This window comes from Glutamicibacter sp. NPDC087661 (genome assembly GCF_044743275.1).
In the GTDB taxonomy this organism is placed as follows: domain Bacteria; phylum Actinomycetota; class Actinomycetes; order Actinomycetales; family Micrococcaceae; genus Glutamicibacter.
Genome location: NZ_JBIUWE010000001.1, coordinates 163,641 through 187,394 on the forward strand (window position 1 = coordinate 163,641; position 23,754 = coordinate 187,394).

Genomic DNA, 23,754 nt, shown 5'->3' on the forward strand with positions numbered 1-23,754 from the left:
TTCGTCTGGCATCCAATAAAAAAAAAAAACAAACAAACACCCCTCCTAAGCCCCCCCCCTAATCCCTCCCCGCCAAACACACACCCCCCGCGCGCCCCCCCCCCGGGGGGGGGCCCCCCACGGCGGCTTGCTGCACTGGGGCGTGCTGAGGCTATTTGCCCATGGACTGCGCGATCTGGCTCATCACCGTTGAATCGGACAGCGTGGTGGCATCGCCGACCTCGCGGCCCTCGGCCACGTCCTTGAGCAGGCGGCGCATGATCTTGCCCGAGCGGGTCTTAGGCAGTTCCGGAACCACCAGCACATGCTTCGGCTTGGCGATCGGGCCGATGTCCTTGCCCACGTGGTTGCGCAGGGTCGCCACCACATCCTCGCCTTCCGCCGGCTCGGTTTGCAGGATCACGAAGGCCACCACGGCCTCGCCGGTGGTCTCGTCCTTCGCTCCCACCACGGCGGCCTCTGCCACGTATGGGTGGGCGACCAGCGAGGACTCGATCTCGGTGGTGGACAGGCGGTGCCCGGAGACGTTCATCACGTCATCCACGCGGCCCAGCAGCCAGATATCGCCATCGGCGTCCTTCTTCGCACCGTCGCCAGCGAAGTACATGTTCTCGAACCGCGACCAGTAGGTGTCCTTGTAGCGTTCCATGTCGCCCCAGATGCCGCGCAGCATCGCTGGCCACGGCTCGCGGATGACGAGGAAGCCGCCCTCGCCGTCGGCCACGGATTCGCCGGCTTCATCCACCACGTCAATGGCGATGCCCGGCACGGCCACCTGGGCCGAACCCGGCTTGGTTGCGGTGACGCCCGGCAGCGGAGCGATCATGTGCGCGCCGGTTTCGGTCTGCCACCAGGTGTCCACGATCGGGGCCGGGTGTTCCTTGCGCTCGCCGTTCTTGCCGTTGTTGGTGCCGATGGCATCGCGGTACCACATCCATGCTTCCGGGTTGATCGGTTCGCCCACCGAACCCAGCACGCGCAGCGAGGACAGGTCGTAGCCATCGGGGATCTCGCGGCCCCACTTCATGAAGGTGCGGATTGCGGTGGGCGCGGTGTACAGGATGGTGACGCCGTACTTTTCCACCAGTTCCCACCAGCGGCCCTGGTGCGGGGTATCCGGGGTGCCCTCGTAGATCACCTGGGTGGCGCCGTTGACCAGCGGCGCGTAGGTGACGTAGGAATGGCCGGTCACCCAGCCGATGTCCGCGGTGCACCAGTACACGTCGGTTTCCGGGTGCAAATCGAAGGTGTCGCGGTGGGTCACGGCGCCCTGGGCCAAGAAGCCGCCGGTGGTGTGCACAATGCCCTTGGGCTTGCCAGTGGTGCCCGAGGTATACAGCACGAACAACGGGTGCTCGGAGTCGTGGGCTACCGCAGTGTGCTCGGTGGCGGCGGTGCCGACGACGTCATCCCACCACTTGTCCAGTGCGCCGAATTCGGTGGGCTCGCCGTTGCGCTTGACCACCAGAACGTTTTCCACGGTGTGGCCCGGTGCTTCCAGCGCCGCATCGACTGCCGGCTTCAGCGAGGACGGCTTGCCGCGGCGCCAGGTGCCATCGGCGGTGACCACGAGCTTGGCGTCCGCATCATCGATGCGGCTGCGCAGCGCGTCGGCGGAGAAGCCGCCGAAGACCACCGAGTGGATGGCGCCAATGCGGGCGCAGGCCAGCATGGTGATGACGGCTTCCGGGATCATTGGCAGGTAGACGGCCACGCGGTCGCCCTTGGCCACGCCCAGGGATTCGAAAGCGTTGGCGGCCTTCTTGACCTCTTCGGTCAGCTGCGCGTAAGTGTAGGTGCGGGTATCGCCCGGCTCGCCTTCGAAGTAGATGGCGACGCGGTCGCCCAGGCCGTTTTCCACATGGCGGTCCAGCGCGTTGTAGGCCGCGTTGAGCTTGCCGCCGACGAACCACTTGGCCACCGGTGCCTGCGACCAGTCCAAGGTTTCAGTGAAATCGGTGTCCCAGGTCAGTACCTGGCGTGCCTGGTCCGCCCAATAGCCCAAGCGGTCTGCCTTGGCTGCGTCGTAGCGGGCCTGCGTTGCGATGGCCTGATCGCTGAAGTCCTTGCTCGGGGCAAAGGAACGGGTTTCGGTCGACAGGTTATCCAAGGTTTTCGAATCACTCACTGGGTTCGCGTCCTTCCGCGTAGTCACAAATATTTCCCTGTGATCAAAGTTACATCCTCCAGCAGGGCCGGTGTGCTTTGTGTCACCGGGAAAGGGGAAATGGGGTAATTTGTGCGCCGAGCGGTTAGCTGCACGCGATGAACAGCACGCCAAGGTGGTGTCCAAGGGTGAAAACTTCACGCCCTCATGACACGATCTAAAGCGTGGCGAAGAAATTGGACAACGAAACCGAGCTGGGGCTGAAGCGCCGGGCACGCAAGATCAACCGGGAACTGGCGAAGGCCTACCCCTACGCGGTGCCCGAACTGGACTTCGAGAACCCCTTCGAACTGCTGGTAGCCACCGTGCTCTCCGCGCAGACCACCGACGTGCGGGTCAATGCCATCACTCCAGCGCTCTTCGCCCGTTTCCCGGACGCCCACGCAATGAGCCAAGCCGAACGGGGCGAGCTTGAGCAGCTGATCCGCCCCACCGGTTTCTTCCGCGCCAAGACGGACTCCCTGCTCGGGCTATCCGCCGCCTTGGTTGAACGCTTTGACGGAGAAGTGCCAGCCAAGCTCGAAGAGCTGGTGAAGCTTCCCGGGGTGGGACGCAAAACCGCCAACGTCGTGCTGGGAAATGCCTTCGGTGTTCCCGGAATCACCGTGGACACCCACTTCGGGCGCCTGGCCAACCGCTTTGGGTGGACCGATGAAACCGATCCGGTCAAGGTCGAGCACGCGGTGGGGGAACTGTTCGAAAAACGCGACTGGACGATGCTCAGCCACCGCGTGGTCTTCCATGGCCGCCGCGTCTGCCACTCGCGCAAACCTGCCTGCGGGGCCTGCGCCATCGCCAAGCTTTGCCCCTCGTTCGGCATCGGCGAGGAAATACCTGCCAAGGCCACAGCGTTGCTCAAGTATGAGCTCGCACCAGGACGGGAAGAATTGCTGGCGAAAATGATCGCCGGCGCAACCCGCCGCGAGCTGAGGGCTGAAGGATACGGATTGGACGCATGAGCGCGCGCTTGGAACTGGAAAAAGTAATTGCCCGCCACACGGCACAGGTCGGGGCAACGCAGAAACTGCCCAGCGAATGGGTGATGAGCGATATCGAGCTCGGTGCTGCGCGCCGTGCCGCGGTCCTGATCCTGTTCGGTGCTGCCGGCGAAGCGGCCCTGGAGCCGCACTCCCGGGCCGGCGATCTGGACGTGCTGTTCGTGGAGCGCGCCGCGACCCTGCGCAAGCACGCGGGCCAGATCGCTTTCCCCGGAGGCGGGATCGACCAGGAGGATTCGAGCGTTGCCGACGCCGCCTTGCGCGAGGCGTGGGAGGAAACTGGCGTGGACACCTCCGGGATCGAGGTCCTGGGCACCTTGGGGGAAACCGAATTGCCGGTTTCGAACTTCCTGGTCACCCCGGTGATTGGCTGGTGGCATACCGAATCCAGGGTCTATCCGGCTGACCCGGCCGAAAGCGCCGGCGTATTCCGCGCCCCGGTGGCGCACCTGCTGGAGCCGAGGAATCGCCTGACCGGCGTGGTGCAGCGCGGCAATCAGAAGTTCAAGTCCCCGGCCTTCGATTTTGACGACCGGATCATCTGGGGCTTCACCGCGATCGTGCTGGACAGGCTGTTCAACGAGCTGGGTTGGACCCAGCCGTGGAACAACCGCCGTGAACTGCGCATGGCCTGAAGCCGGCTACTTCGCATCCGCGTAGTTCCCGGAGATCGCAACACTGACCGGGAAGCGCGGCGAGGCCTGGCCGAACAGGGAACGCCCGGCGAGCATGGCCGCATGCCGGATGAGCTCCTGCAGTTGCCCAGCCAATTCGGTGGGGCATTCAAAGACGATTTCGTCATGGACAAAGAACACCTGGCGGCAGGTCTGGCTCCACCCGGCCTGATGGATCAGGTGCCGTGCGTGGCCCATCCACACCAAAGCCCACTCCGCGGCGGTCGCCTGTACGACAAAGTTCCTGGTGAACCGGCCGCGGGCTCTCGCCGCGCCGTCAGCAGCCCGCTGCGATGCTTCATCGTTGGTAGCTTTCTGCGCCTGCAGCCACTGCTCATCGGCTGGCGGGCAGCCGCGGCCGAGGAAACTGCGCACGCCTTCACCTTGCTCGCCGGCAAGAGCTGCCTGTTCGACAAAACGCATGGCGGTGGGAAAACTGCGGGTCAGGGCCGCACCCACTGCACCTGAAGCACCGCCGCCACCGCCGTAGATGACCGAGAGCATGCCCAGCTTGGCCTCATCTCGGGAAGCCACGAGCTGGGCATCGAGCAGCCACTGGTACAGGTCATCTTGCTGGCCTGCTTTTTGCAATTGCTGGTCATTGGAAATAGCTGCCAGGATTCGAGGTTCCAGTTGCCTCCCGTCGGCCACCACAAACGTCGAGCCGGGACGGGTGCGCACGACCTGCCGGATGGAATGCGGCAATTGGAGCGCCCCGCCACCAGAAGCGGCCCAGCGTCCTGAAGTCACCGTTCCCAGCACATAATGCGGATGGAAACGGCCGCCTTTCACCCATTGATCCAACCACGCATCACCATGGGTGCTGGCAAGACGCGAGAGTTTCTTGTATTCAAGAACCTCAGAAATCAATGGATGCTTGATCTGCTCCAGTTCCCAGGCCCGCACCGAGCTCACCGCGAAACCGGCCTTATGCAGGGCGCGCAACAGCTCCTGCGGCGAATCCGGATTGAGCCCGGGACTGCCTAATGCCTTGGCCAATTGCTGGGCCTTGGCCGCGAGTTTCGGCGGCCGTCCATAGTCGGATACGCGTTCGCCCAATTGCTCGCGCAGCAGGGCGCGGTGTCCGGCTTCATCCCACGACAAACCGGCCGCTTCCATCTCGCAGGCAATCAACGCACCTACCGATTCGGCGTGGATCAATAATTCCAGACGCTGACGGGTGCTGGGATCCTGCGGCAACGCCTTGCGCTGGGCAACGTACATGGCTACGAGCTCGGAAAGGGATTCGCCGGAGGTCGGGGCGGCAAAGAGCGCATCCTGGTTGGCCCTTTCGTGAGCCTGAACTGGTCGTTCAAGATCGAAGTCTTCGAGCTTTTCCTCACTCAGCGGCGAGCGGTGCAAGATGCGTTGGGCCAAGGAGAGAATGCAGGCCTTGGCCAGATGAACACCCGCAGAAACAAGTGGCTGCATCCACGGGGTGGTGCGGAGCATGGCCCATCGGGGCGAATGCCGTGCTTCGATTTCGGCAACAAATCCGGCAAAATCATCCCGGGATACCGAGACGACCGGCTGCAGCGAGTTGCCAGAATACTGGTCGCGAAGATCGATCAGGGCATAGCCATCAGGATCGGCAGCAAGGAAAGCGATGGCACTCATGGATCTATTGTGCCGTGCCAGCGGCCGATATCCCCAGTTGGTTGGCGAGCGGCACGCAAATGATTAGGCAGATGCCACGCTCGATGCATGAAATGGCTATCAGAGTCCTCATCGGCTAAACCGCTGAAGGACACCCAACGATTCGTGATGACTGAACTGGATTTCGCGCAGGCGCCTCCGAACAGCACCAGGAGGCCGGCAGCGGCTGACCACACGGCGGAAGATGAACCGATCTGCACCATCGTGAGCAACGATGCACGGATTATTGAGCGATGCGCAGTGATCGCGGTCGGCGCGGCGGTGAGAATCAACAAATGCACCGACCCGCAGCTGCTGCCCGCCGATGGTTCTGGGCCGGTGCTGTGGGGCAGCGACATGGCAGCACTAGCCGAAAATACGAGCCGGCCGGTGGATGTCCTGGTCGGTCTGGAAGATGGCGAGGCCATCGTGTGGAGCTTGGCCAGCAGAATTCCCAAGGCAAGGGTGGCAGTTTTGCCCTCGGCCAGCCAATGGCTCGGCGAGTACCTGGGTCTATGGGCCATGAGGGCAGGGCATGGACACACACTGGCACTGCATTCCACAGCAGGCGGGCTGGGAACAACGACCCTGGCCCTGTTGCTGGCGCATGCCGGGACATTAAGTGGTCTTCGCAGCGCCATGATTGATCTGGATCCGCATTCCCAGGGCGCTTGGCCGCTGGTTTGCACCCAACCGCCAACGGGAATTGGATGGGAAGAATTGCGGCAATCCGGTGGCGCGCTTGCTGCTCATCAACTGGCTGAAACGCTGCCGAAGCTTCGCGATACCGCGATCTTGACCTGGTCCCAGGCAAGCAGAACGCATGAGCTGGAGGACCAGCTGGTGATCCGCCTGCTGGCCGCCGCCCGGCAAGGATTCGATCTGGTCGTAGTGGATGCCGGGCGCGCACCGCATCCGCAACGGCTGGCACTGAACCAATTCATAGACCGGAATATCGCCACTGTCAGTTCGCTGACCGTGCCAGCCTCTGGGGAAGTGGTGCTGTGCGGGGAACAGAAACTACGCAGCACCCCTGCGGGTTTTCCTCAGATTCTTGGTGCCTTCCCCGATTTTCCCCGGATCAGCAAAGCGATCGAGCGCGGCCAATTATACGACAGTTTCAAATCCCGGGCATTGCGCCAGCACCTGTCCAACCTCTGCCTGATACCGCAAATGAAGGAGCAGCACCCATGAGCCCGGGCCGGCATAGCCACAACGCCAACCCATCAACGGGCGGGCCTGTGCTGGATGCCAAAATCCTTGAATCCGTGCGTGAACGCGCATTGCTCACCGGCGGGCAGCTTGATGCGATTGCCTTGGCAGGAGCCGTTCACGACTCCGGCGCGGCTCTGGGTTCCCAAGGTGCCGCACAATCGCTGGAATCGCTGCAGAACGAAGTGGCAGGATTATCAATCCTCGAGCCTTTCGCACAGCGGCCCGAGGTGACCGATGTCCTGGTCGACGGGCAAGGGATGGTCTGGACGGATTCTCCGGCCGGCCTGCAGCCCACCGAATTCCGGTTTTCTTCCCCAGAGCAGGTTCGGACCCTGGCCGTCCATCTTGCAACCCTTGCGGGCCGACGGCTCGATTCAGCTAGCCCGTTCATGGACATGAGCTTGAAGAATTACCGCGTCCACGCTGTACTGCCTCCAATTGCCACAGCCGGACCGCTGATCTCGATTCGCGTCAAGCGCAGTGCCCAGCTCGAACTGGGCACCGTCCTGGAAGGATCGAACGGGTTCTGGCTACCGCTGCTTCAAGCCATCGTGGAACGCCAGATGAACTTCCTGATTACCGGAGGAACAGGCAGCGGCAAAACTACCCTCCTGCAAGCCATGCTTGCCGAAGCCAATCCGCGGCACCGTCTGGTCATCGTGGAAGACTCGCAAGAACTGCATGTACCGCACCCGCATGTTGTGTCCTTGCAAACCCGGTCGGCCAACGTCGAATCTGCCGGCCAGGTGCAGCTGAAGGATTTGGTTGTCCAAGCCCTGCGCATGCGCCCTGACCGTCTGGTCGTTGGCGAATGCCGTGGGGAGGAAATACGCGATTTTCTGGCAGCCATGAACACGGGGCATCAGGGAGCCGCAGGCACCATGCACGCCAACAACCCGCAGTCAGTTCCGGCCCGCTTGGCGGCGCTGGGTGCGCTCGCCGGATGGAGCGTGCAGGCGACTTCGTTGCAGGCCTCCAGCGCCTTGGATCTTGTCATTCACATGAACAGGGGGAGCCAAGGGCAGCGCGGACCGGTGGCCCTTGGATGCCTGGACACCGGTAGCGATGGCCAGATGCACATGCGGCGCCTGATAGACCTGGACGCCGCCGAACCGCTGGCCGACTACGGGCACAACTTCCTGGCGAACAGATTTGGCCCATCGCTCACGTGCACCATTGCCAAGGCGCTAGGCGATGAGCACGCCAAGGAGCGTTGACCAATGCTGATCCTCATCTTTGGCGCACTGGCCTTGTGGCTGTGGATCCCCGCGCACCCGGCAAGCAAAATCAAAGCGGGTTCCCTGCGCAGGCTCCGGGATCGCGGGGCGGAACGCCACACGGACGATGACCAGGTACTGAGCACCGATGCCCGCATCATTCGTGAACTCTCGGCGCTGCTCCGAAGCGGATTGGATTTCCATCCCGCAGTTGATGCGTTGCTGGAGGCCGAGGACGACAGCGGGAACATCATCCGAGCGCTCAAAGACCTCCAAGCAACGCATCGGCTAAGCAACAGCGCTCCCGGACCCGGTCTTCCGGCGGAGCAGGGACAAGGTCCAGCGGTGCGACGACTGCACTGGTGCCTGGAACTCTCCGAACGCAGCGGCGCAAGCCTTGCCGATGTGCTGGAACGGCTAGCCGAAGACCTCGAATGCGCCCTAGTAGCCCAGCAAGCATTCGAGGCGGCTATGGCTGGCCCGAAAGCAACGACTAAGTTGCTGACATGGCTTCCACTAGTCGGGTTTGGATTCGGTCTGCTTGTGGGCATTGATGTTCTGGGCACAATAGGCCGATCATGGGCGGCGCAACTCAGCGTGCTCATTGGAGCATTGCTGTGGATCGCCAACCGGATCTGGTGCCGGCGGCTCATGCAGGCAACCACTAGCCAGGCACTGTCATGATCGTTCTGATTCTGCTTCTAGGGGCGCTTTCCATCGCTTTGGCATTAGGACGGCCCAACTCGAAAAGTCGAGAAGGCAAGGCGCCGCAGTGCCTTGGGAAAAGACGGCAGGAAGATGAAAAACCTGTCGAGCTGATCCTGGATCTGAGCGCCAGCCTGTTGGACTCGGGGATGCCCATCACCGAGATCCTCGATCTGCTCGGTCACAGCATTGAACAGTGCGCGGTGCTGCGCAGCGTAGCGCGCTGCTTGGAAATGAACATGGCGTGGGACAAAGCCTGGGAAGCCGTTCCGCCCTGGCTCGACCCGCTGCGGAAAGCACTGCACTTTGCCCACATGACCGGAGCGCCGGCAGCCAATCTGCTACGAAATACCGCGATTCTGCAACGCCGTGAACATGCACAGAAAGTCGCGCGCCTCGGAGCACAATTCGGTACCAGGCTCGTACTGCCTCTAGGGGCCTGCGCACTGCCGGCTTTCATCGCCCTGGGCGTGGTTCCACTGATCATCGCGCTATTCCCCAGCTACCAGTAATCCCCGGCCGAAGGTTATGCCCAGCTCGTAGGAAACCCATGTTGCTGCCCGCGGCGCTCGCCGATGGTAGAAGCACAACATCCACGGTATCGACGCCGGGGATGACAGTCTAGAAAGGACAACACAATGAACCGACGGTTCCGGGAAATCAGGGATCTGCTGCGAGAAGAGCAGGGATCCACCACCGCCGAATTTGCTATGGTCACGCTGGCTGCCGTGGCTTTTGCCGGCTTGCTGATCAGCATCCTGTCCAGCGGCGACGTACGTGGCATGCTGATGGGCCTGATTACTAAAGCGCTGTCGCTGTAGGCCATGAGCTTCAGCGACGAATCGGGTAGCAGTACCGCCGAATTTGCGGTGCTGCTACCCGCGGTTGCCATGATGCTGTCCTTGGGTTTGTGCTTGGGTGTCGTCGGGATCCAGCAGATCCAAGTTCAGCAGGCAGCCGGTGCCATGGCCAGGGAATTGGCCCGCGGCGAGGACGATGCAACCGCTCGCGCCAGCGGCGTGAGGCTGGCAGGAAGCCAAGCCCGTTTCTCGCTCTCAACAGCCAACGGCTACTGGCAGGTTCACGTCAGCAAATCGGTGAGCCTTCCAATCGTTGGCAGCCTTCAAATCCATGGACAAGCCAGTGTGGCCGTCGAATGAAAAAGCGGCGGAGCCTTCGAAGCGAACAGGGTAGCGGAACGGTCATGGCAACAGCGCTCGTGGTTGTTGCACTGCTAATTGCCGGTGCCGTTTTAGCATGGGTTGCAGCAACCCGAGCCGCGATGCAGGCTGCCAGCGCCGCCGATCTGTCGGCGCTGGCTGCTGCGGATACGGCCCGCGGGTTGCGCCCCGGGGACCCCTGCACAGTTGCGGCGTTGTTGGCCGAATCCAACGGTGCACTGCTGGCAGCATGCACGGTGGAACCCGACGGCCAGTCGGTGCGCGTTACGACTAACGTTCCTGTCGGATTCCGTGCCCTGGGCATAGAACTGTATCTGGCCGAAGCCCAGGCACGGGCGGGAGCACCGCCACTGGATGCACCGGGGCGGTGAGCATGGCGGAAGCGGTTAGCGGTGGTGCGCTGGCTCCACGTCGTCAAGCACGGCCGTCAACAGCAAGATCGCTCCAGCCTTGTCCAATGGATTATTGCGGTTACCGCACTTGGGGGACTGCACGCAGCTTGGGCAGCCGTGCTGGCATTCGCAGGCCTCGATGGCATCCCGGGTGGCCCGGATCCAATCGGTGAAGCGCTCGAAACCACGCTCGGCGAATCCAGCACCGCCAGGCTGCGCGTCATAGACGAAAATTGTCGGATGGCCGGTATCCATGTGTAGCGCAGTGGATACTCCGCCGATATCCCAACGGTCGCTGGTAGCAACCAGCGGCAGCAACCCGATCATGGCATGCTCGGCAGCATGCAAGGCTCCGGGGAACTGATCTACCTCCAAACCAGCTCGAAGCAATCGCTGCTCGGTCAGGGTGAACCAAATGGACTTGGTATTCAGATCCCGGGCTTCAAGCTCCAACGGTTCTTCGGACAGCACTTCATTAGAAGCCACCGACTTCCGCTGGAAAGACACGACCTGGGTGGTCACAGTGACTTCACCGAAATGAATCGTCAGTTCTCGGTGGTTACGGCTGCGTTCCTCGGAATCAATGGCAACCGTGGTGAGATCACGCGCCGTGGTGTAGTAATCAGGATTCACCCGAGTCACGATCACCACGTGGTTCTGCTCATCAAGTTCTTCCACATGGTAGCTGGCACCCTGATGGACGTAGATGGCCCCGGGATGCGCCTGATAATGCGTTTGCGGGGAATCCATCGTGCCTAGCAGAGCGCCGGTTTCCGCATCGATGATGTCCACTGGTCCACCGCCATCGGCCCGAATGGAGAACATCCCTGCCGCATGTTGCGGATGCGTCCAGAACCATCCAGCCGGGCGCCGGCGCAAGTAGCCGCGTTGCACCAGCGAATCCAGAAGCTGTTCGGTCTGCGGACCGAAAATTTCCAACTCCTCCGGGCGCAGGGGAGATTCTTGCGCGGCGGCGCAGAGGTGGCCGCTAAGCACATACTTATTCTGCGGATCAAAGACTGTCGCTTCGACACCCAAATCGAAGATGGCTTCGGGATGATGTGCCAGGTAGGTGTCCAACGGATCTTCAGCTGCGACAAAGATCGCCAGCGCATCCTGGCCCGAACGTCCGGCACGGCCGATTTGCTGGAAGAACGATGCGCGGGTGCCTGGCCACCCAGCCACCACTACCGCGTCCAGCCCCGCAATATCGATACCCAGTTCCAGCGCCGAAGTTGAGGTGACACCCAGCAGCTCGCCACTGCGCAATTGCTTTTCCACCTCACGGCGTTCATTAGGCAAGTAGCCCGAGCGGTACGCTGCAAGCCGGACGGATAGATCCGGTGCAAATTTTTCCAGATGCTTGCGGGTGAGCGTTGCGATTGTTTCAGCACCGCGGCGGGACTTGATGAAGACAATGGTTCGAATATGATCAGCCATCAGATCGGTGAGGATCGAAGCGCTCTCGGCGATGGCGGTACGCCGTACCGGCGCACCGTTTTCACCGCGGTGATCACTCATCGGAGGTTCCCACAAGGCCATCACCAGTTCACCGCTGGCGGAGAAATCGTTGGTCACCGCCTGAGCTGGCGCCCCAATGAGACGCCCGAAGGATGCTTCGGGGTCTGAGCTCGTCGCGGACGCACCGATGAAGACCGGGCAGCTGCCGTAATAGGCGCAAATGCGACGCAACCGGCGCATCAGGTTGGCTACGTGTGCGCCAAAGACCCCACGGTAGGAATGGGCCTCGTCGATAATGATGTAGCGAAGGCGCTTGAAGAATCTGGACCAGGCCGGATGGTTGGGCAGGATGCCGCGGTGCAGCATATCTGGGTTGGTGAAGACGAAGTTGGCGTGCTGGCGTACCCAAGCACGGGTGGCCTGGTCGGTATCGCCATCGTAGGGAGCGGCTCGGACCCCGGGAACGCCTAGGGACTCCACAGCGGAAAGCTGGTCGGCTGCCAGTGCTTTGGTTGGGCAGATATAAAGCACCGATGCACCGGCATCAGCATCGTTGAATCCGCTGTCCTTCGCCTGGTACAACTGTTCCAGACTTGGCATCAGGTAGGCCATGGACTTGCCTGAGGCGGTACCGGTGGAAACTATGGTGTGGTGGCCCTCGTGGATGAGGTTGGCTGCTTGGGCCTGGTGTAGCCAAGGCTGTTGGATGCCCAGTCCCTGGAATATCCCAACTAGTTCAGCGCTGAGCCACGCTGGCCATTGGCTGGTGATCTCGTCTTTGGCAGTCCTGGTGCGGCGGTGCACCACAGCATCGGGATCATTGGTCCGGTCATAGGGATCTAAGAGAGAACGCACTGACTTCACGAGGACGCCTTCCGGACCGAGAACTGCTGGAGTTAAAGACTATCGCCGTGCTTGACGCGGAAGCGTCAAGCACGGCGATAAGAGTAATCTTGGAGGCCCTAGGCCTTGAACATGACAACCTTGCCCAGCGAAGTCCAGCCCAGCGAAGCGTAAAGCTGCTGGCCATCGACCGAAGCGATCAACAGGCCTTCATCAACATCGTGTTCTTGAGCCAGCGAAGCAAGCGCACGCATGATCAGGGTACCTAGGCCCTTGCGGCGGAAATCGGCGCCGGTGATGATGCGGTCGAAGATTGCGTATCCGCCAACTGCTGAGACATGGCCGGATGCCGCAACGACTTCCTGGTTGTCCTCGGGATGCAGCGAAACGTAGGCATGAGTGCCATCGCGTTCAATCTGGAAGACGAACCCGTCTGCAGGCAGTGGGACCTCGACGTCGTGCACGGCTAGTTCGGTGACCATCAGTGCTTCGTCATCGGCAGTGACCTGCAGGCCTACTTCAGCCGCAATGGCAACCAGATTCTCGACGGAGTCGTCGAAAGCCGTCAGCCGACGGTTCGGGTGCTTCGTCAGGGTCTCGGCTACTGCTGCGAGTTCCTCTTTGGAGGGACCATAGATGACGTATTCCCAGTCTTCAGTGGTGTCGTGGCGCAGCGCAGCGTGGACCCGTCCTTCGTTGCGGGTTTCATAACCACGAGCCCCAGCCCAGCCTGCTACCCAGGTGCCAATCAGTTCATCGCTTGCGTTTGATGCCATAATTTGACCCTACCTTGTCTTTCCTAGGAATTAGCTGACATTGAACTAATCGTTGCCTACTTGGAACTATTGCACTGGCCGAGAGCTCGATATTTTCGGGAAAGATCAATGTGACATTGCTCTTTTCCTCGGCGTTTCGCGGCCAAAAGCTACTAACATTGTAGGGTGGCCATTCATCGTATTGTTCTGTATTACGCTTTTACTCCGCTCCCAGACCCGGAGGCAATCCGCCTTTGGCAGCGCTCGCTGCTGGAGCGCTGGGGCTTGCGCGGACGCATCATCATCTCCAAAGACGGCATCAACGGCACCGTTGGTGGCGAGATCTCCGCAGTCAAGGCCTACGTCAAGGCCACGCGAGAACTGCCAGCTTTCAAGAAGATGGATATCAAGTGGTCGGAAGGTTCGGCAGAAGACTTCCCGCGTATCTCCGTCAAGGTTCGCGACGAGATCGTGACCTTCGGCGCTCCTGGCGAACTGGAAGTTGACGAGAACGGTGTTGTCGGTGGTGGCACCCACTTGCGCCCCGAAGAACTTCACGAGCTGGTTGACAACAAGAAGAAGACCGGCGAGAAGGTCCATTTCTTCGATGGCCGCAACGCATTCGAAGCGCAGATCGGCAAGTTCAAGGACGCGATTGTCCCCGAAGTGGACACCACCCGCGATTTCGTTGCCGAGCTGGATTCGGGCAAGTACGACCACCTGAAGGACCAGCCGGTGGTCACCTACTGCACCGGCGGCATTCGCTGCGAAGTGCTTTCGGCTTTGATGGTCAAACGCGGATTCCAAGAGGTGTACCAGATGCAGGGCGGCATCGTCCGCTATGGCGAGAAGTACGGGGATGAAGGCCTATGGGAAGGCTCTCTCTACGTTTTCGATAAGCGCATGCATACCGAATTCTCCGAAGACGCTGTCACCATCGGTGAATGCGTGGGCTGCCAAGGTCCAACCAACAAGTTCGAGAACTGTTCGGACCCGGCCTGCCGCAACCTGCGCCTGTTCTGCGAGGACTGCGCAAAGGACGAAGCACTGCGCCGCTGCCCAGACTGCAGCACCGTAGACGCCTAACTTCAGCTTTCACCAACCGCGGCCTGGACTTTCCATAAGTCCAGGCCGCGTTTTCTATGCGGTCACCTTCGGCCACATTCCGCGCGACGCATCCTTGACGTCGACCTGTTCCACCTCGGTCCGGTAGATTCTCAGCCCTCGCGCCTGGTAGTTCGGTAGCGCCGCCGGTCCGTCCAGTGAGCAGGTATGCAGCCATACCCGGCTGACCTCAGGCAGCTGCGGCCATCGTGAACCCAGGGCCCAGGCCTGTTGCAGTGCTTCGCTGAGCAGCACCCCGCCAAGGCCGCGGCCGGTAGCTTCGGGAAATAAGCCGAAGTAGAAGATCTCGACCTCGCTGCCGGCGTCCGCGACTTCCGTGACGAGCTCCACGTACCCCTGGGGAGCACCGTGCTGGTAGAGCACCCAGGTTTCTGAGCCCGGGCGTCGGAGCACTTCGTCCCACTGGTCTCGGGTCGAACCCAGGCGGTCAGACCAGTTCAATTCGCTGCCCACGCTCTGATACAGAAACCGCGAAAATTCCGGGGTGATCTCCTTGGCCAGCTCGATCCGGGCGTCCTCGGGCAAGGACTTGGCCGAGCGAATGACATCAGCGGAGTCGAGTTGCTGGAGATAGGTCACCGTTACTTGGGTCATGCCCACATCATAGGTCGCCGTAGTTTGCCTGGCCTAGCTATCACCCGTTGAGTTACTCGGTAGACTTGGAGGTGTGAATGCTGCTGAATTTTCTTCCATTGATGACGCTCCCCAGAGCTACAATCAACTGCTCATCGACTCGCTAGCCAAAGACCTCACTGATGTCGGGTACAACTATGAAAATGTTGCGGGGCTGCTTGGTGAGGAAGCTGCGGCAGCATTTGCCCGCGACCAGCTCCACCCTGCCTTGCGAAACCTGGATCGTAGCAGGCCAGATAGCTCGCTTGCCTGTGTGGTTCGCCTCTTCCAAATGGGCCAGACCCAGGAAGACGCGGCCATCAATGCCGCCTTCCCGACATTGAAGACCGACGGATTGCTCAAGCTGGGCCTGATCGAGTCCTGGGCTACCGGTTACCGGGCCAAGATTGCCCTGGCGCTGCATTCCTCCGATGCTGACGGTGAATTGTGGGTGGCCCACGACCTGGGTGCCCACCAGCGTCCCGGCGTGTTGCGCACCGACCATGTGCTGGGCATTGGCCAGGCGTCCCTGACCCTGGCGCAGATCACGATCCGCGAAAAGGTCGAGCGCGCACTGGACTTGGGTACCGGCTGCGGCATCCAGCTGTTCCATCTGCTATCGCACGCGGAGCATGTTACGGCCACAGACCTGTCGGCCCGAGCCCTGGGCTTCACCCGCTTCAACCTGATGCTCAACTACCAGGCCCTGGAGCTGGATCCGGATAACCTCGAATCGCGGGTCACCCTGCTCCAGGGAAGCCTGTTCGATCCGGTGGCTGGATCCACTTTCAACCTGATCGCCAGCAACCCGCCGTTCGTGATTACCCCGCGAAGCAGCAACGAGCGCGCCAAGGACCGGTTCACCTACCGTGATGGCGGGATGGCCGGCGATACGCTGGTGAGCACCTTGATCGAGCAGGCTCCTGGCTTCCTGGCGCCGGGTGGCTGCATGCAAATGCTGTCAAACTGGGAGATTCCTCGCCTAGATGATGAATCCAACCAGCCGTGGGATGCCCGCGTGCGCCAGTGGTTCGGCGACCAGCTGGACGTATGGGTGATCGAGCGCGAGCAAACAACGCCAAGCGGCTACGCCGAGACATGGCTGCGCGACGCTTCCCAGACCGAGGACAGCACTTCATACATCTCCGCCTACAACGCATACCTCGATGACTTCGAGTCCCGCGGCGTGGGTGCCATCGGCTTCGGTCTGGTGTACTTCCGCCGTCCAGCCGCAGGCCATCCGGTACTGCAGCGCTACGAGCAGATCTCGCACCAGGTGGAACAGCCGCTGGCCCCGACCCTGCAGCGGGACATTGCCATGTCCGACCAGCTGGCCGCCGCCAATGAAGGGTTCAAGGATTGGCACCTGCTGGTGGCCGAGGATGTTACTGAGGAGCGCCATCAGCGTCCGGGGGCGGAGCACCCCGGCGTGATCTTGCTGCGGCAGGGGGCAGGGCTGCGCCGTACTGAATTGCTTGATACCGCGCAGGCAGGATTTGTTTCCGCCTGCGATGGTGATTTGTCGGTATCGCAACTAGTCAACGCGTTGGATTCCTTGATTGGAGAAGGGCAAGAAGACTTCGCGGACCTGCTTTATGAAGCAGTGAAGCGACTCTTGCGACATGGCCTGCTTCAGAAAATGTGAAACAAGCGCTAAAGTTTTTCCCTATGACACGGAACACAATTGAGGAACAAGGTGGGGCCGCCTCGCGCGATGAGGCGGAAATCCCACAAGTTGTCTCGATCACTGACCCTCAGGCGATTCGAGCGTTGGCCCATGACGCTCGACTGATCGTCTTGGATGAGCTCTTTGCTTCGCAGACCACCCGCACCGCTACAGAACTTGCATCCTTGTGTGCGCTGACACCTAGCGCCATGAGCTATCACCTCCGGGCCCTGGAGAAGTACGGGTACGTGATTCGTGCTGCCAGCGAAGGAGACGCACGCGAGCGGCGGTGGCGAGCGGCTGGTGAACGGCTAGAGCTGAACACGCAGATCGACTCGGCGAACGCCAAAACTGCGTACTTGAACGTGCAATTGAACGCATTCCGCACCCGGCTCAATGCTGAAGTCCAGCGGCGCGAGGCAGAAGCGAAGACCGGAATCGCTCCGGACCCGGATCGTCCGCCGATGCTGACTAGCGGTTTGGTCTTCCTCTCGGAAGCCAAGCAACGCGAGTTCAACCGCAGAATGCTGGATCTGGTCTACGAATACGAGGCACAGGCAACAGCCGAGGAACGCAGTATTGATTCGCGGCGTATGTTCTACTTAATCTCATTGCTTCCCGAATACCAGAGCATGGGGGAGGCATCATCATAAGTATGCCCGGCTCAGGGAGCGCAGATTCTTCGGTGTAAGATCATCGGGAAATGTGCTTATAGAGTAGGCATGAAGAACGAAGCTGCGATGGCGGATCGATCAGGGCCCGGAAATGGGTGTCCAAGGTCCGTGTTGTCTAAAGGAGTGCTGTGCCCCCCAAGGCCAAGGAAAAGACTGGTAAGAAACTCGTAATCGTGGAGTCTCCTGCCAAGGTGAAGTCGATCGCCAAATATTTGGGTGAAGGCTTTGACGTGGATGCCTCAGTGGGCCATATCCGCGACCTTCCGCAGCCCTCAGAACTGCCAACCGAGCTGAAAAAGACCTCAGTAGGCAAGTTCGCTGTCGATCTGGACAACGACTTTGAGCCTTACTACATGGTCTACCCGGACAAGAAGAAGCGCGTTTCCGAACTGAAGGCGAAGCTCAAAGAAGCTGACGAACTTTACCTCGCAACCGATGCGGACCGCGAAGGCGAAGCCATCGCGTGGCACCTGCTGCAGGTCCTGAAGCCAAAGGTTCCGGTACGCCGCCTGGCATTTACCGAAATCACCAAGGAAGGCATCGCCCGCGCACTGGAAAACATGCGCGAGCTCGATACCGACCTCGTCGACGCCCAGGAAACCCGCCGTGTCCTGGACCGCCTCTATGGTTACGAAATTTCACCGGTGCTCTGGCGCAAGGTGGCTCGCGGGCTGTCCGCAGGCCGCGTGCAGTCCGTGGCAACCCGTTTGGTCGTCGAGCGCGAACGCGAACGCATGGCCTTCATCCCCGCCGGATACTGGGATGTGAAGGGCAACTTCGCCACCAGTGAAGGCGAAGGCTTCGCAGCGAAGCTCTCGGCAGTGGACGGCGCCCGTGTCGCCTCCGGCCGTGACTTCGATGACCGCGGCCAGCTGAAGACCACCCGCAATAAGCTGGCCCACCTGGATCAGGAGTCGGCCCAGTCGCTGGTGGCGAACCTGTCGGACACCGGCTTTGCGGTGACCTCCGTCGAGGACAAGCCGTACACCCGTCGTCCGGCCGCCCCTTTCACCACCTCCACGCTGCAGCAGGAAGCATCCCGCAAGCTGCGCTGGAGCTCCAAGATCACCATGCAGATCGCTCAGCGGCTGTATGAAAACGGCTACATCACCTATATGCGTACCGATTCGGTCTTCCTCTCAGGCGAGGCAGTGAATGCCGCGCGCAAGCAGGCAACCGAACTGTATGGCGCGGATTCCGTTCCAGCCAAGCCGCGCGTCTACAAGGCGAAGAACGATGCCGCGCAGGAAGCCCACGAGGCAATCCGCCCGGCCGGTGACATGTTCCGCCGCCCGAAGGACGTGCGTTCCTCGTTGTCCAAGGACGAGTACGCATTGTACGAGCTGATCTGGAAGCGCACCGTCGCCTCGCAGATGGCCGATGCCAAGGGCTTCACCGCCACCATCAAGCTGCAGGGCACCGCCAGCGATCAGCGCGTGGCCGAGTTCTCGGCCTCCGGCACCGTAATCACCTTCCGCGGTTTCCTTTCCGCCTATGAGGAGGGCAAGGACGAACAGGCCCTGGAAGCCGCGGCAGAGAATGCCGAAGCCCGCCTGCCGCAGCTGGCTGTGGGCCAGCAGCTGGCCGGCGATGAGCTGACCGCTCTAGGCCACGAAACCTCCCCGCCGGCTCGTTACACCGAAGCTTCGATCGTGGCCGAGCTGGAAAAGCGCGAGATCGGCCGCCCGTCGACCTACGCGCCAACCATCTCCACGATCATGGACCGCGGCTATGTCACCAAGCGAGGCGGCGCCCTGGTGCCGAGCTGGATCGCCTTCTCGGTGATCCGCTTGCTCGAAGAGCACTTCGCGAAGTACGTGGACTACGATTTCACCGCCCGCCTGGAAGATGATCTCGATGAGATCGCCAAGGGCCATCGTGCCCGCACCGACTGGCTGAACCTGTTCTACTTCGGCAAGGGCGCGGAGACCGAATCCGAAGGCTTGAAGCATGTGGTCGATAACCTCGGCGACATCGACGCCCGTGCGATCAACTCGATCAAGGTCACCGACGACATCACCTTGCGTGTGGGCAAGTTCGGCCCGTACCTGGAACGTGCCATCCCGGAAGGCGCCGAGGAAGGCACCGAGCCGCAGCGCGCCAACGTGCCTGAGGATCTGGCCCCGGATGAGCTGACTGCCGAAAAGGCAGAGGAGCTCTTTGCCAACTCGCAGGTCTCCGAAATGCACTTGGGCATTGATCCGGAAACCGGTCGCCAGATCGTAGCCAAGGATGGCCGCTACGGCGCCTACGTCACCGAGATCATCCCGGAGCCAACCGAAGAGGAATTGGCGGCCCAGCCGGTCGAGTACTACAAGAATGGCAAGCCGAAGCCGCCGAAGAAGCCAACCAAGGTCAAGCCGCGCACCGCGTCGCTGTTCAAGTCCATGACTGTCGAATCAGTGACCTTGGAAGATGCCCTGAAGCTGATGAGCCTGCCTCGTGTACTGGGTGCTGACGCTGACGGCGAAGAGATCACCGTGCAGAACGGCCGCTTCGGTCCGTACCTGAAGAAGGGCAGCGATTCGCGCTCGATCGAGAGCGAAGAGCAGATCTTCACGATCACCTTGGACGAAGCGCTGGCGATCTACGCGCAGCCGAAGCAGCGTGGCCGTCGTGCCGCGGTACCGCCATTGGCCGAGTTCGGAGTGGACCCGACCAGCGAGAAGAACATCGTGGTCAAGGATGGCCGCTTCGGTCCATACATCACCGACGGCGTCACCAACATCACTGTTCCGCGCACTACCTCCATGGAGGAACTGACACGCGAGCAGGCTATCGAGCTGCTGGCCGACAAACGTGCCCGCGGACCGGTGAAGCGCACGGCAAAGAAGGCGCCGGCCAAGAAGCCAGCAGCCAAGAAGACCCCGGCGAAGAAGGCTACGGCCAAGAAGACGACCGCGAAAAAGACTGACTAGTCTTTCTTGCCAGGCCTAACGAGGAGCGCACCATGAGACTCGGTGTATTGGATATCGGTTCGAATACCGTTCACCTGTTGCTCGTCGATGCATATCCGGGAGCCCGCCCGGTTCCCTATGCCTCGCACAAGCGACCCTTGTCCTTGGTGCGCTACCTCAATGAGTATGGCGCCATAACTGAAGAGGGCCAGCGCGAGCTGATCTCCTTCATCAAGGAAGCCGCCAAGTTCGCCGAAAACCACCAGGTTGAGGACTTCATGGCTTTCTGCACTTCAGCGATTCGCGAATCCTCCAACGGTGCTGCCGTCCTGGAACGCGTCGAAGTCGAGACAGGCGTGAGCTTGATGGAACTGACCGGCGAAGAAGAAGCCGGCATGACCTTCTACTCCGTACGCCGTTGGTTTGGCTGGTCTTCGGAATCCATCCTGAACCTGGATATGGGCGGAGGCTCGCTGGAGCTGGCCTTGGGCGTTGACGAGTTCCCGCAAACAGCCTTCTCCGTGCCCCTGGGTGCCGGCCGGCTGACCCGCGAATGGCTTCCTAACGACCTGCCGTCCATCAAGGAAGTCAAGGAACTGCGTACGTACGTGCGTGACGTTCTCACGGACCCGACTACCGAGCTGCGCCAGTATGGCAAGCCCACCTTGGCCACCGCTACTTCCAAGACTTTCCGCTCGCTGGCTCGCATCACCGGAGCCGCGCCGAGCACGGAAGGCCCCTATGTTAAGCGCGTGCTCAATCGTGACGCATTGAAATTGTGGACCAACCGATTGACCGCGATGAGCTGGGCTGAACGGGCAGAATTGCCCGGTGTCTCGGAGATTCGCGCCCCGCAACTGCTTGCCGGGGCGATTGTCGCTCACGAAGCGATGAATGCCTTGAAACTGAAATCTGTGCGGATTTGCCCTTGGGCGATTCGTGAAGGCTTGATGCTGCGACGTTTTGATCACGTGATGTTTGACTCTGCGACACCGCTCAGTAGTAGCGTTGGAGTTGGGGAAGTAGCTCTGGATAACGAGAAGTACAAATTTCTCGCCAAACCCAGCAGCTAACCTTCTTGGCTAAGCGGTGCCCGCACAGTGGACACGGTAACAGGAGGCAAGAGCATGGAAGACCAGAAGAGCACAATGAAGGTGCCAGTCACCCTCTCTAGCGCGTCAGTTTATCCGCTGACCGTCCATGACGCCTTCGCGATGGCCAAGGACGTGGGATACGACGGGCTGGAAGTGCTGATTACCGGCAACGCAGCCAGCCAATCTGCGACCGCGCTCAAAGCCTTGATGGACAAGTACCAACTGCCGATCATGGCCATCCACGCACCGACACTGCTGCTCACCCAGCAGGTGTGGGGCTCTGCTTGGGCCAAGATCGAACGTTCGGTCATCCTGGCCCAAGCGGTCGGCGCAAATGTGGTTGTCGCCCATCCGCCATTCAGGTGGCAGGGCTCCTACGCCGAAGAATTCGCCGAAGGCGTGCAGCGATTGGTTGAGACCACGGGGATGAAAATCGCCGTGGAAAACATGTACCCATGGCGTGCCCGGGGCCGTGAAGCGAAAATGTACCTTCCGCACTGGAACCCAGTCCCGCAGCACTACCAGCATGTGACCTGGGATTTCTCCCATGCGGCGATTGCCAATATGGATTCGCGCCAAGCCGTCGAGGACCTGGGCCAGCGACTGGCGCACGTTCATCTGTGCGATGGTTTGGATAACGGCAAAGACGAGCACCTTGTGCCAGGCCTGGGCACCCAACCGGTGGCCGAAACGCTGCAATATCTGCGTGATGCCAATTGGAGCGGAACCGTAGCGGTCGAGGTCTCCACGCGCAAAGCTCGGAACACCGGGCAAAAAGAAGAATGGCTGGGAAAGACCCTAGAATTTGCCCGCCAGCACTTAACAGTCGGCAGCGACCCCAAGCCAATGACACAATAGCCATATGAGTGAAGCAACAAAGAATCTGTCCCTGTCCTTCCTCGGCGCCGGCTCCATGAACGGCGCCATCCTGCGTGGCATTATCGCCTCGGGCCATGACCCGCAGCTCATCACCGCTACCGTGCGAAGCGATAACCGCGTAGCGGAACTGCGCGAATTGGGCATCAACGTCTTGGTCAGCGAGGAAGATCCCGAAGCCAACCGCCGGGCTGCCGCCAGCGCAGACATTATCTTCCTGGGCGTGAAGCCGGTAGGCATCACCGAACTGTGCGAGGAGATTTCCGGATCGCTGGACGCGCAGAAGGTCGTTGTTTCCGTAGCCGCCGCTATCACCCTGAGCAGCATGCAGTCTCATCTGCCAGCTGGCCAGCCGGTCATCCGTTCCATGCCGAACACCCCTTTGATGGTCGGTGCCGGCGTGGTGGGAATCAGCCCGGCGGCAAGCGTGAGCGACGAGCAGACCAAGTTGGTCACCGATCTGCTCTCCGGATCCGGCGACGTGCACGTCATCGACGAAGAGCAGCAAAATGCGCTCTCGGCAATTTCCGGGTCCGGTCCGGCCTATGCTTTCTACCTGGCTGAGGCCATGGCCAATGCCGGTGTGGCCATGGGCTTGGATGAAAAGCTTTCAATCGCGCTGGCACGTGCCACTGTGGCCGGTGCCGGCAAGATGCTCTCGAACCCTGACGCGGATCCCGCGACCCTGCGCAAGGCGGTAACCAGCCCGAAGGGCACCACCGAGCAGGCTATCGCCACCTTCGATGAGCAGGGAATTCCAAAGATTATTGCTGCGGGCACGCAAGCGGCAGCCGCCCGTGCAGCGCAGCTGAGTGAAGAGCTCGGCTAGGAACGAGCATTCAATACGGCGGTGGCCGGCAACCGATTGGTTGCCGGCCACCGCCGTATTCACGATCCTCGTGCCCTACGGGCGTGCTGCGAAACGCTCGAGCAGGTCCACGTGCCCCGAGACGATCAGGACATCTCGGCGAGTCACCATGGTATCCGGCATGGCGTAGGTGAAATCCTCGCCCGGGGACTTCACACCAACGATCGTCACCCCGTACTTGGAGCGGACTTGGGACTGGGCCAAGGTGAAGCCCTGGGTCTCCTTCGGAGGGTACATCTTCACGATGGCGAAGCCGTCATCGAATTCGATGAAGTCGAGCATGCGGCCACCGACCAGGTGCGCGGCACGCACACCGGCATCGGCTTCCGGGTAGATGACGTGGTTGGCACCAATGCGGGTAAGAATCTTGCCATGGGAGGGCGTAATGGCCTTGACCCACAGATGCTCAATGCCCAGATCCACCAGGTTCACGGTGATCAGCACGGATGATTCGATGGAGGTACCCACGCCCACGACGGCAGAGGAGAATTCCTGGGCGCCGAGCTGGCGCAGGGCGTCAATATTGGTCGCGTCGGCCGCGACCACGTGGGTCAAGGTGCTGGCCCACTGCTGAACGAGCTCCGGGCTGCGCTCAATGGCCAGCACTTCGCGCCCCTGCTTGACCAGCGTTTCAGCGACAGATGCACCGAAGCGGCCCAGGCCGATAACCAGCACCGGGGCATTGTGGTCTATGTTCTT

Annotated in this window: 22 protein-coding genes; 16 read left to right on the forward strand and 6 right to left on the reverse strand. The window is 61.1% G+C overall.

The genetic code is table 11. The annotated features are described in order from the left end of the window. Positions 1-151: 151 nt before the first annotated feature. Positions 152-2,128 carry an acetate--CoA ligase gene (gene acs, locus ACIOTN_RS00760; RefSeq protein ID WP_105656978.1) on the reverse strand — a complete coding sequence of 659 codons (1,977 nt, stop codon included), beginning with the start codon at positions 2,126-2,128 and terminating at the stop codon, positions 152-154. A gap of 203 nt (positions 2,129-2,331) precedes the next feature. Here acs and nth point away from each other — a divergent pair, with 203 nt between their 5' ends. Beyond that, positions 2,332-3,126 (forward strand): endonuclease III, encoded by a 795-nt coding sequence (gene nth / locus ACIOTN_RS00765; RefSeq protein WP_105656977.1) that lies wholly within the window; start codon positions 2,332-2,334, stop codon positions 3,124-3,126. Continuing rightward, a complete protein-coding gene (locus tag ACIOTN_RS00770; protein WP_133833572.1) occupies positions 3,123-3,800 on the forward strand; it encodes a CoA pyrophosphatase in 678 nt (225 codons plus the stop codon). Before nth ends, ACIOTN_RS00770 begins: the two co-directional genes overlap by 4 nt. Positions 3,801-3,806: 6 nt before the next feature. Here the strand turns inward: ACIOTN_RS00770 and ACIOTN_RS00775 are convergent, their stop codons facing one another. Beyond that, the gene (locus ACIOTN_RS00775; protein ID WP_133833573.1) at positions 3,807-5,456 is read right to left on the reverse strand and encodes a bifunctional 3'-5' exonuclease/DNA polymerase; all 1,650 of its coding nucleotides are present in this window, start codon (positions 5,454-5,456) and stop codon (positions 3,807-3,809) included. 147 nt (positions 5,457-5,603) lie between these two features. Here ACIOTN_RS00775 and ACIOTN_RS00780 point away from each other — a divergent pair, with 147 nt between their 5' ends. The 7 genes from ACIOTN_RS00780 to ACIOTN_RS00810 all read left to right on the forward strand — a co-directional run bounded on the left by ACIOTN_RS00780 (position 5,604) and on the right by ACIOTN_RS00810 (position 10,163). Further along, on the forward strand, positions 5,604-6,668 hold the full coding sequence (locus ACIOTN_RS00780) for a hypothetical protein (protein ID WP_332503652.1): 1,065 nt from the start codon (positions 5,604-5,606) through the stop codon (positions 6,666-6,668). After that, a complete protein-coding gene (locus tag ACIOTN_RS00785) occupies positions 6,665-7,906 on the forward strand; it encodes a TadA family conjugal transfer-associated ATPase (RefSeq protein ID WP_133833575.1) in 1,242 nt (413 codons plus the stop codon). The genes ACIOTN_RS00780 and ACIOTN_RS00785 overlap by 4 nt, the downstream gene beginning before the upstream one ends. Positions 7,907-7,909: 3 nt before the next feature. Further along, the gene (locus tag ACIOTN_RS00790) at positions 7,910-8,590 is read left to right on the forward strand and encodes a type II secretion system F family protein (protein WP_133833576.1); all 681 of its coding nucleotides are present in this window, start codon (positions 7,910-7,912) and stop codon (positions 8,588-8,590) included. Next, the gene (locus ACIOTN_RS00795; RefSeq protein ID WP_133833577.1) at positions 8,587-9,123 is read left to right on the forward strand and encodes a type II secretion system F family protein; all 537 of its coding nucleotides are present in this window, start codon (positions 8,587-8,589) and stop codon (positions 9,121-9,123) included. Before ACIOTN_RS00790 ends, ACIOTN_RS00795 begins: the two co-directional genes overlap by 4 nt. A gap of 126 nt (positions 9,124-9,249) precedes the next feature. Continuing rightward, complete coding sequence (locus ACIOTN_RS00800) at positions 9,250-9,432, forward strand: DUF4244 domain-containing protein (protein ID WP_105656970.1); 183 nt, start codon at positions 9,250-9,252, stop codon at positions 9,430-9,432. Positions 9,433-9,435: 3 nt separating this feature from the next. Continuing rightward, positions 9,436-9,771 carry a TadE family type IV pilus minor pilin gene (locus ACIOTN_RS00805; RefSeq protein ID WP_105656969.1) on the forward strand — a complete coding sequence of 112 codons (336 nt, stop codon included), beginning with the start codon at positions 9,436-9,438 and terminating at the stop codon, positions 9,769-9,771. Next, a complete protein-coding gene (locus ACIOTN_RS00810) occupies positions 9,768-10,163 on the forward strand; it encodes an Rv3654c family TadE-like protein (protein ID WP_133833578.1) in 396 nt (131 codons plus the stop codon). Before ACIOTN_RS00805 ends, ACIOTN_RS00810 begins: the two co-directional genes overlap by 4 nt. Positions 10,164-10,178: 15 nt before the next feature. On the opposite strand, the gene ACIOTN_RS00815 is transcribed toward ACIOTN_RS00810, so the two are convergent. Beyond that, positions 10,179-12,509, reverse strand: a complete 2,331-nt coding sequence (locus ACIOTN_RS00815) for a DEAD/DEAH box helicase (protein ID WP_133833579.1) — start codon at positions 12,507-12,509, stop codon at positions 10,179-10,181. 98 nt (positions 12,510-12,607) lie between these two features. Continuing rightward, positions 12,608-13,264, reverse strand: coding sequence for a GNAT family N-acetyltransferase (locus tag ACIOTN_RS00820; RefSeq protein WP_402734693.1), 657 nt, complete (start codon positions 13,262-13,264; stop codon positions 12,608-12,610). Between the two features lie 165 nt (positions 13,265-13,429). Between ACIOTN_RS00820 and ACIOTN_RS00825 the strand changes: the two genes are divergently transcribed. Continuing rightward, complete coding sequence (locus ACIOTN_RS00825; RefSeq protein WP_105656965.1) at positions 13,430-14,329, forward strand: rhodanese-related sulfurtransferase; 900 nt, start codon at positions 13,430-13,432, stop codon at positions 14,327-14,329. Positions 14,330-14,383: 54 nt separating this feature from the next. Here the strand turns inward: ACIOTN_RS00825 and ACIOTN_RS00830 are convergent, their stop codons facing one another. Beyond that, positions 14,384-14,962: a GNAT family N-acetyltransferase gene (locus ACIOTN_RS00830; RefSeq protein WP_105656964.1), complete on the reverse strand. Its 579-nt coding sequence runs from the start codon at positions 14,960-14,962 to the stop codon at positions 14,384-14,386. 73 nt (positions 14,963-15,035) lie between these two features. On the opposite strand from ACIOTN_RS00830, the gene ACIOTN_RS00835 reads away from it, so the two are divergent. From ACIOTN_RS00835 to proC, 6 genes are all read left to right on the forward strand, one after another. Continuing rightward, positions 15,036-16,625 carry a methyltransferase gene (locus ACIOTN_RS00835; protein ID WP_388063441.1) on the forward strand — a complete coding sequence of 530 codons (1,590 nt, stop codon included), beginning with the start codon at positions 15,036-15,038 and terminating at the stop codon, positions 16,623-16,625. Positions 16,626-16,648: 23 nt separating this feature from the next. Further along, positions 16,649-17,299: a helix-turn-helix transcriptional regulator gene (locus tag ACIOTN_RS00840; protein ID WP_105657083.1), complete on the forward strand. Its 651-nt coding sequence runs from the start codon at positions 16,649-16,651 to the stop codon at positions 17,297-17,299. 149 nt (positions 17,300-17,448) lie between these two features. Continuing rightward, the gene (gene topA / locus ACIOTN_RS00845) at positions 17,449-20,238 is read left to right on the forward strand and encodes a type I DNA topoisomerase (RefSeq protein WP_133833581.1); all 2,790 of its coding nucleotides are present in this window, start codon (positions 17,449-17,451) and stop codon (positions 20,236-20,238) included. 32 nt (positions 20,239-20,270) lie between these two features. Beyond that, positions 20,271-21,290, forward strand: coding sequence for a Ppx/GppA phosphatase family protein (locus tag ACIOTN_RS00850; RefSeq protein WP_105656961.1), 1,020 nt, complete (start codon positions 20,271-20,273; stop codon positions 21,288-21,290). A 54-nt stretch (positions 21,291-21,344) separates the two neighbouring features. Then, the gene (locus ACIOTN_RS00855; protein ID WP_332485932.1) at positions 21,345-22,169 is read left to right on the forward strand and encodes a sugar phosphate isomerase/epimerase; all 825 of its coding nucleotides are present in this window, start codon (positions 21,345-21,347) and stop codon (positions 22,167-22,169) included. A gap of 4 nt (positions 22,170-22,173) precedes the next feature. Then, positions 22,174-23,016: a pyrroline-5-carboxylate reductase gene (gene proC / locus ACIOTN_RS00860; RefSeq protein WP_105656959.1), complete on the forward strand. Its 843-nt coding sequence runs from the start codon at positions 22,174-22,176 to the stop codon at positions 23,014-23,016. Positions 23,017-23,091: 75 nt separating this feature from the next. Here proC and ACIOTN_RS00865 read toward each other — a convergent pair whose 3' ends face one another. Further along, on the reverse strand, positions 23,092-23,730 hold the full coding sequence (locus ACIOTN_RS00865; RefSeq protein ID WP_105657082.1) for a TrkA family potassium uptake protein: 639 nt from the start codon (positions 23,728-23,730) through the stop codon (positions 23,092-23,094). Positions 23,731-23,754: the final 24 nt, after the last annotated feature.

What these genes read in the sequence shown, in the direction of transcription:
- ACIOTN_RS00830 (WP_105656964.1), bottom strand. Translation starts at nt 14,962, where the DNA reads ATGACCCAAGTAACGGTGACCTATCTCCAGCAACTCGACTCCGCTGAT.
- ACIOTN_RS00780 (WP_332503652.1), top strand. Translation starts at nt 5,604, where the DNA reads ATGACTGAACTGGATTTCGCGCAGGCGCCTCCGAACAGCACCAGGAGG.
- ACIOTN_RS00855 (WP_332485932.1), top strand. Translation starts at nt 21,345, where the DNA reads ATGGAAGACCAGAAGAGCACAATGAAGGTGCCAGTCACCCTCTCTAGC.
- ACIOTN_RS00775 (WP_133833573.1), bottom strand. Translation starts at nt 5,456, where the DNA reads ATGAGTGCCATCGCTTTCCTTGCTGCCGATCCTGATGGCTATGCCCTG.
- ACIOTN_RS00820 (WP_402734693.1), bottom strand. Translation starts at nt 13,264, where the DNA reads ATGGCATCAAACGCAAGCGATGAACTGATTGGCACCTGGGTAGCAGGC.
- ACIOTN_RS00840 (WP_105657083.1), top strand. Translation starts at nt 16,649, where the DNA reads ATGACACGGAACACAATTGAGGAACAAGGTGGGGCCGCCTCGCGCGAT.
- ACIOTN_RS00795 (WP_133833577.1), top strand. Translation starts at nt 8,587, where the DNA reads ATGATCGTTCTGATTCTGCTTCTAGGGGCGCTTTCCATCGCTTTGGCA.
- ACIOTN_RS00810 (WP_133833578.1), top strand. Translation starts at nt 9,768, where the DNA reads ATGAAAAAGCGGCGGAGCCTTCGAAGCGAACAGGGTAGCGGAACGGTC.
- ACIOTN_RS00770 (WP_133833572.1), top strand. Translation starts at nt 3,123, where the DNA reads ATGAGCGCGCGCTTGGAACTGGAAAAAGTAATTGCCCGCCACACGGCA.
- ACIOTN_RS00785 (WP_133833575.1), top strand. Translation starts at nt 6,665, where the DNA reads ATGAGCCCGGGCCGGCATAGCCACAACGCCAACCCATCAACGGGCGGG.
- ACIOTN_RS00800 (WP_105656970.1), top strand. Translation starts at nt 9,250, where the DNA reads ATGAACCGACGGTTCCGGGAAATCAGGGATCTGCTGCGAGAAGAGCAG.
- ACIOTN_RS00805 (WP_105656969.1), top strand. Translation starts at nt 9,436, where the DNA reads ATGAGCTTCAGCGACGAATCGGGTAGCAGTACCGCCGAATTTGCGGTG.
- proC (WP_105656959.1), top strand. Translation starts at nt 22,174, where the DNA reads ATGAGTGAAGCAACAAAGAATCTGTCCCTGTCCTTCCTCGGCGCCGGC.
- ACIOTN_RS00790 (WP_133833576.1), top strand. Translation starts at nt 7,910, where the DNA reads ATGCTGATCCTCATCTTTGGCGCACTGGCCTTGTGGCTGTGGATCCCC.
- ACIOTN_RS00850 (WP_105656961.1), top strand. Translation starts at nt 20,271, where the DNA reads ATGAGACTCGGTGTATTGGATATCGGTTCGAATACCGTTCACCTGTTG.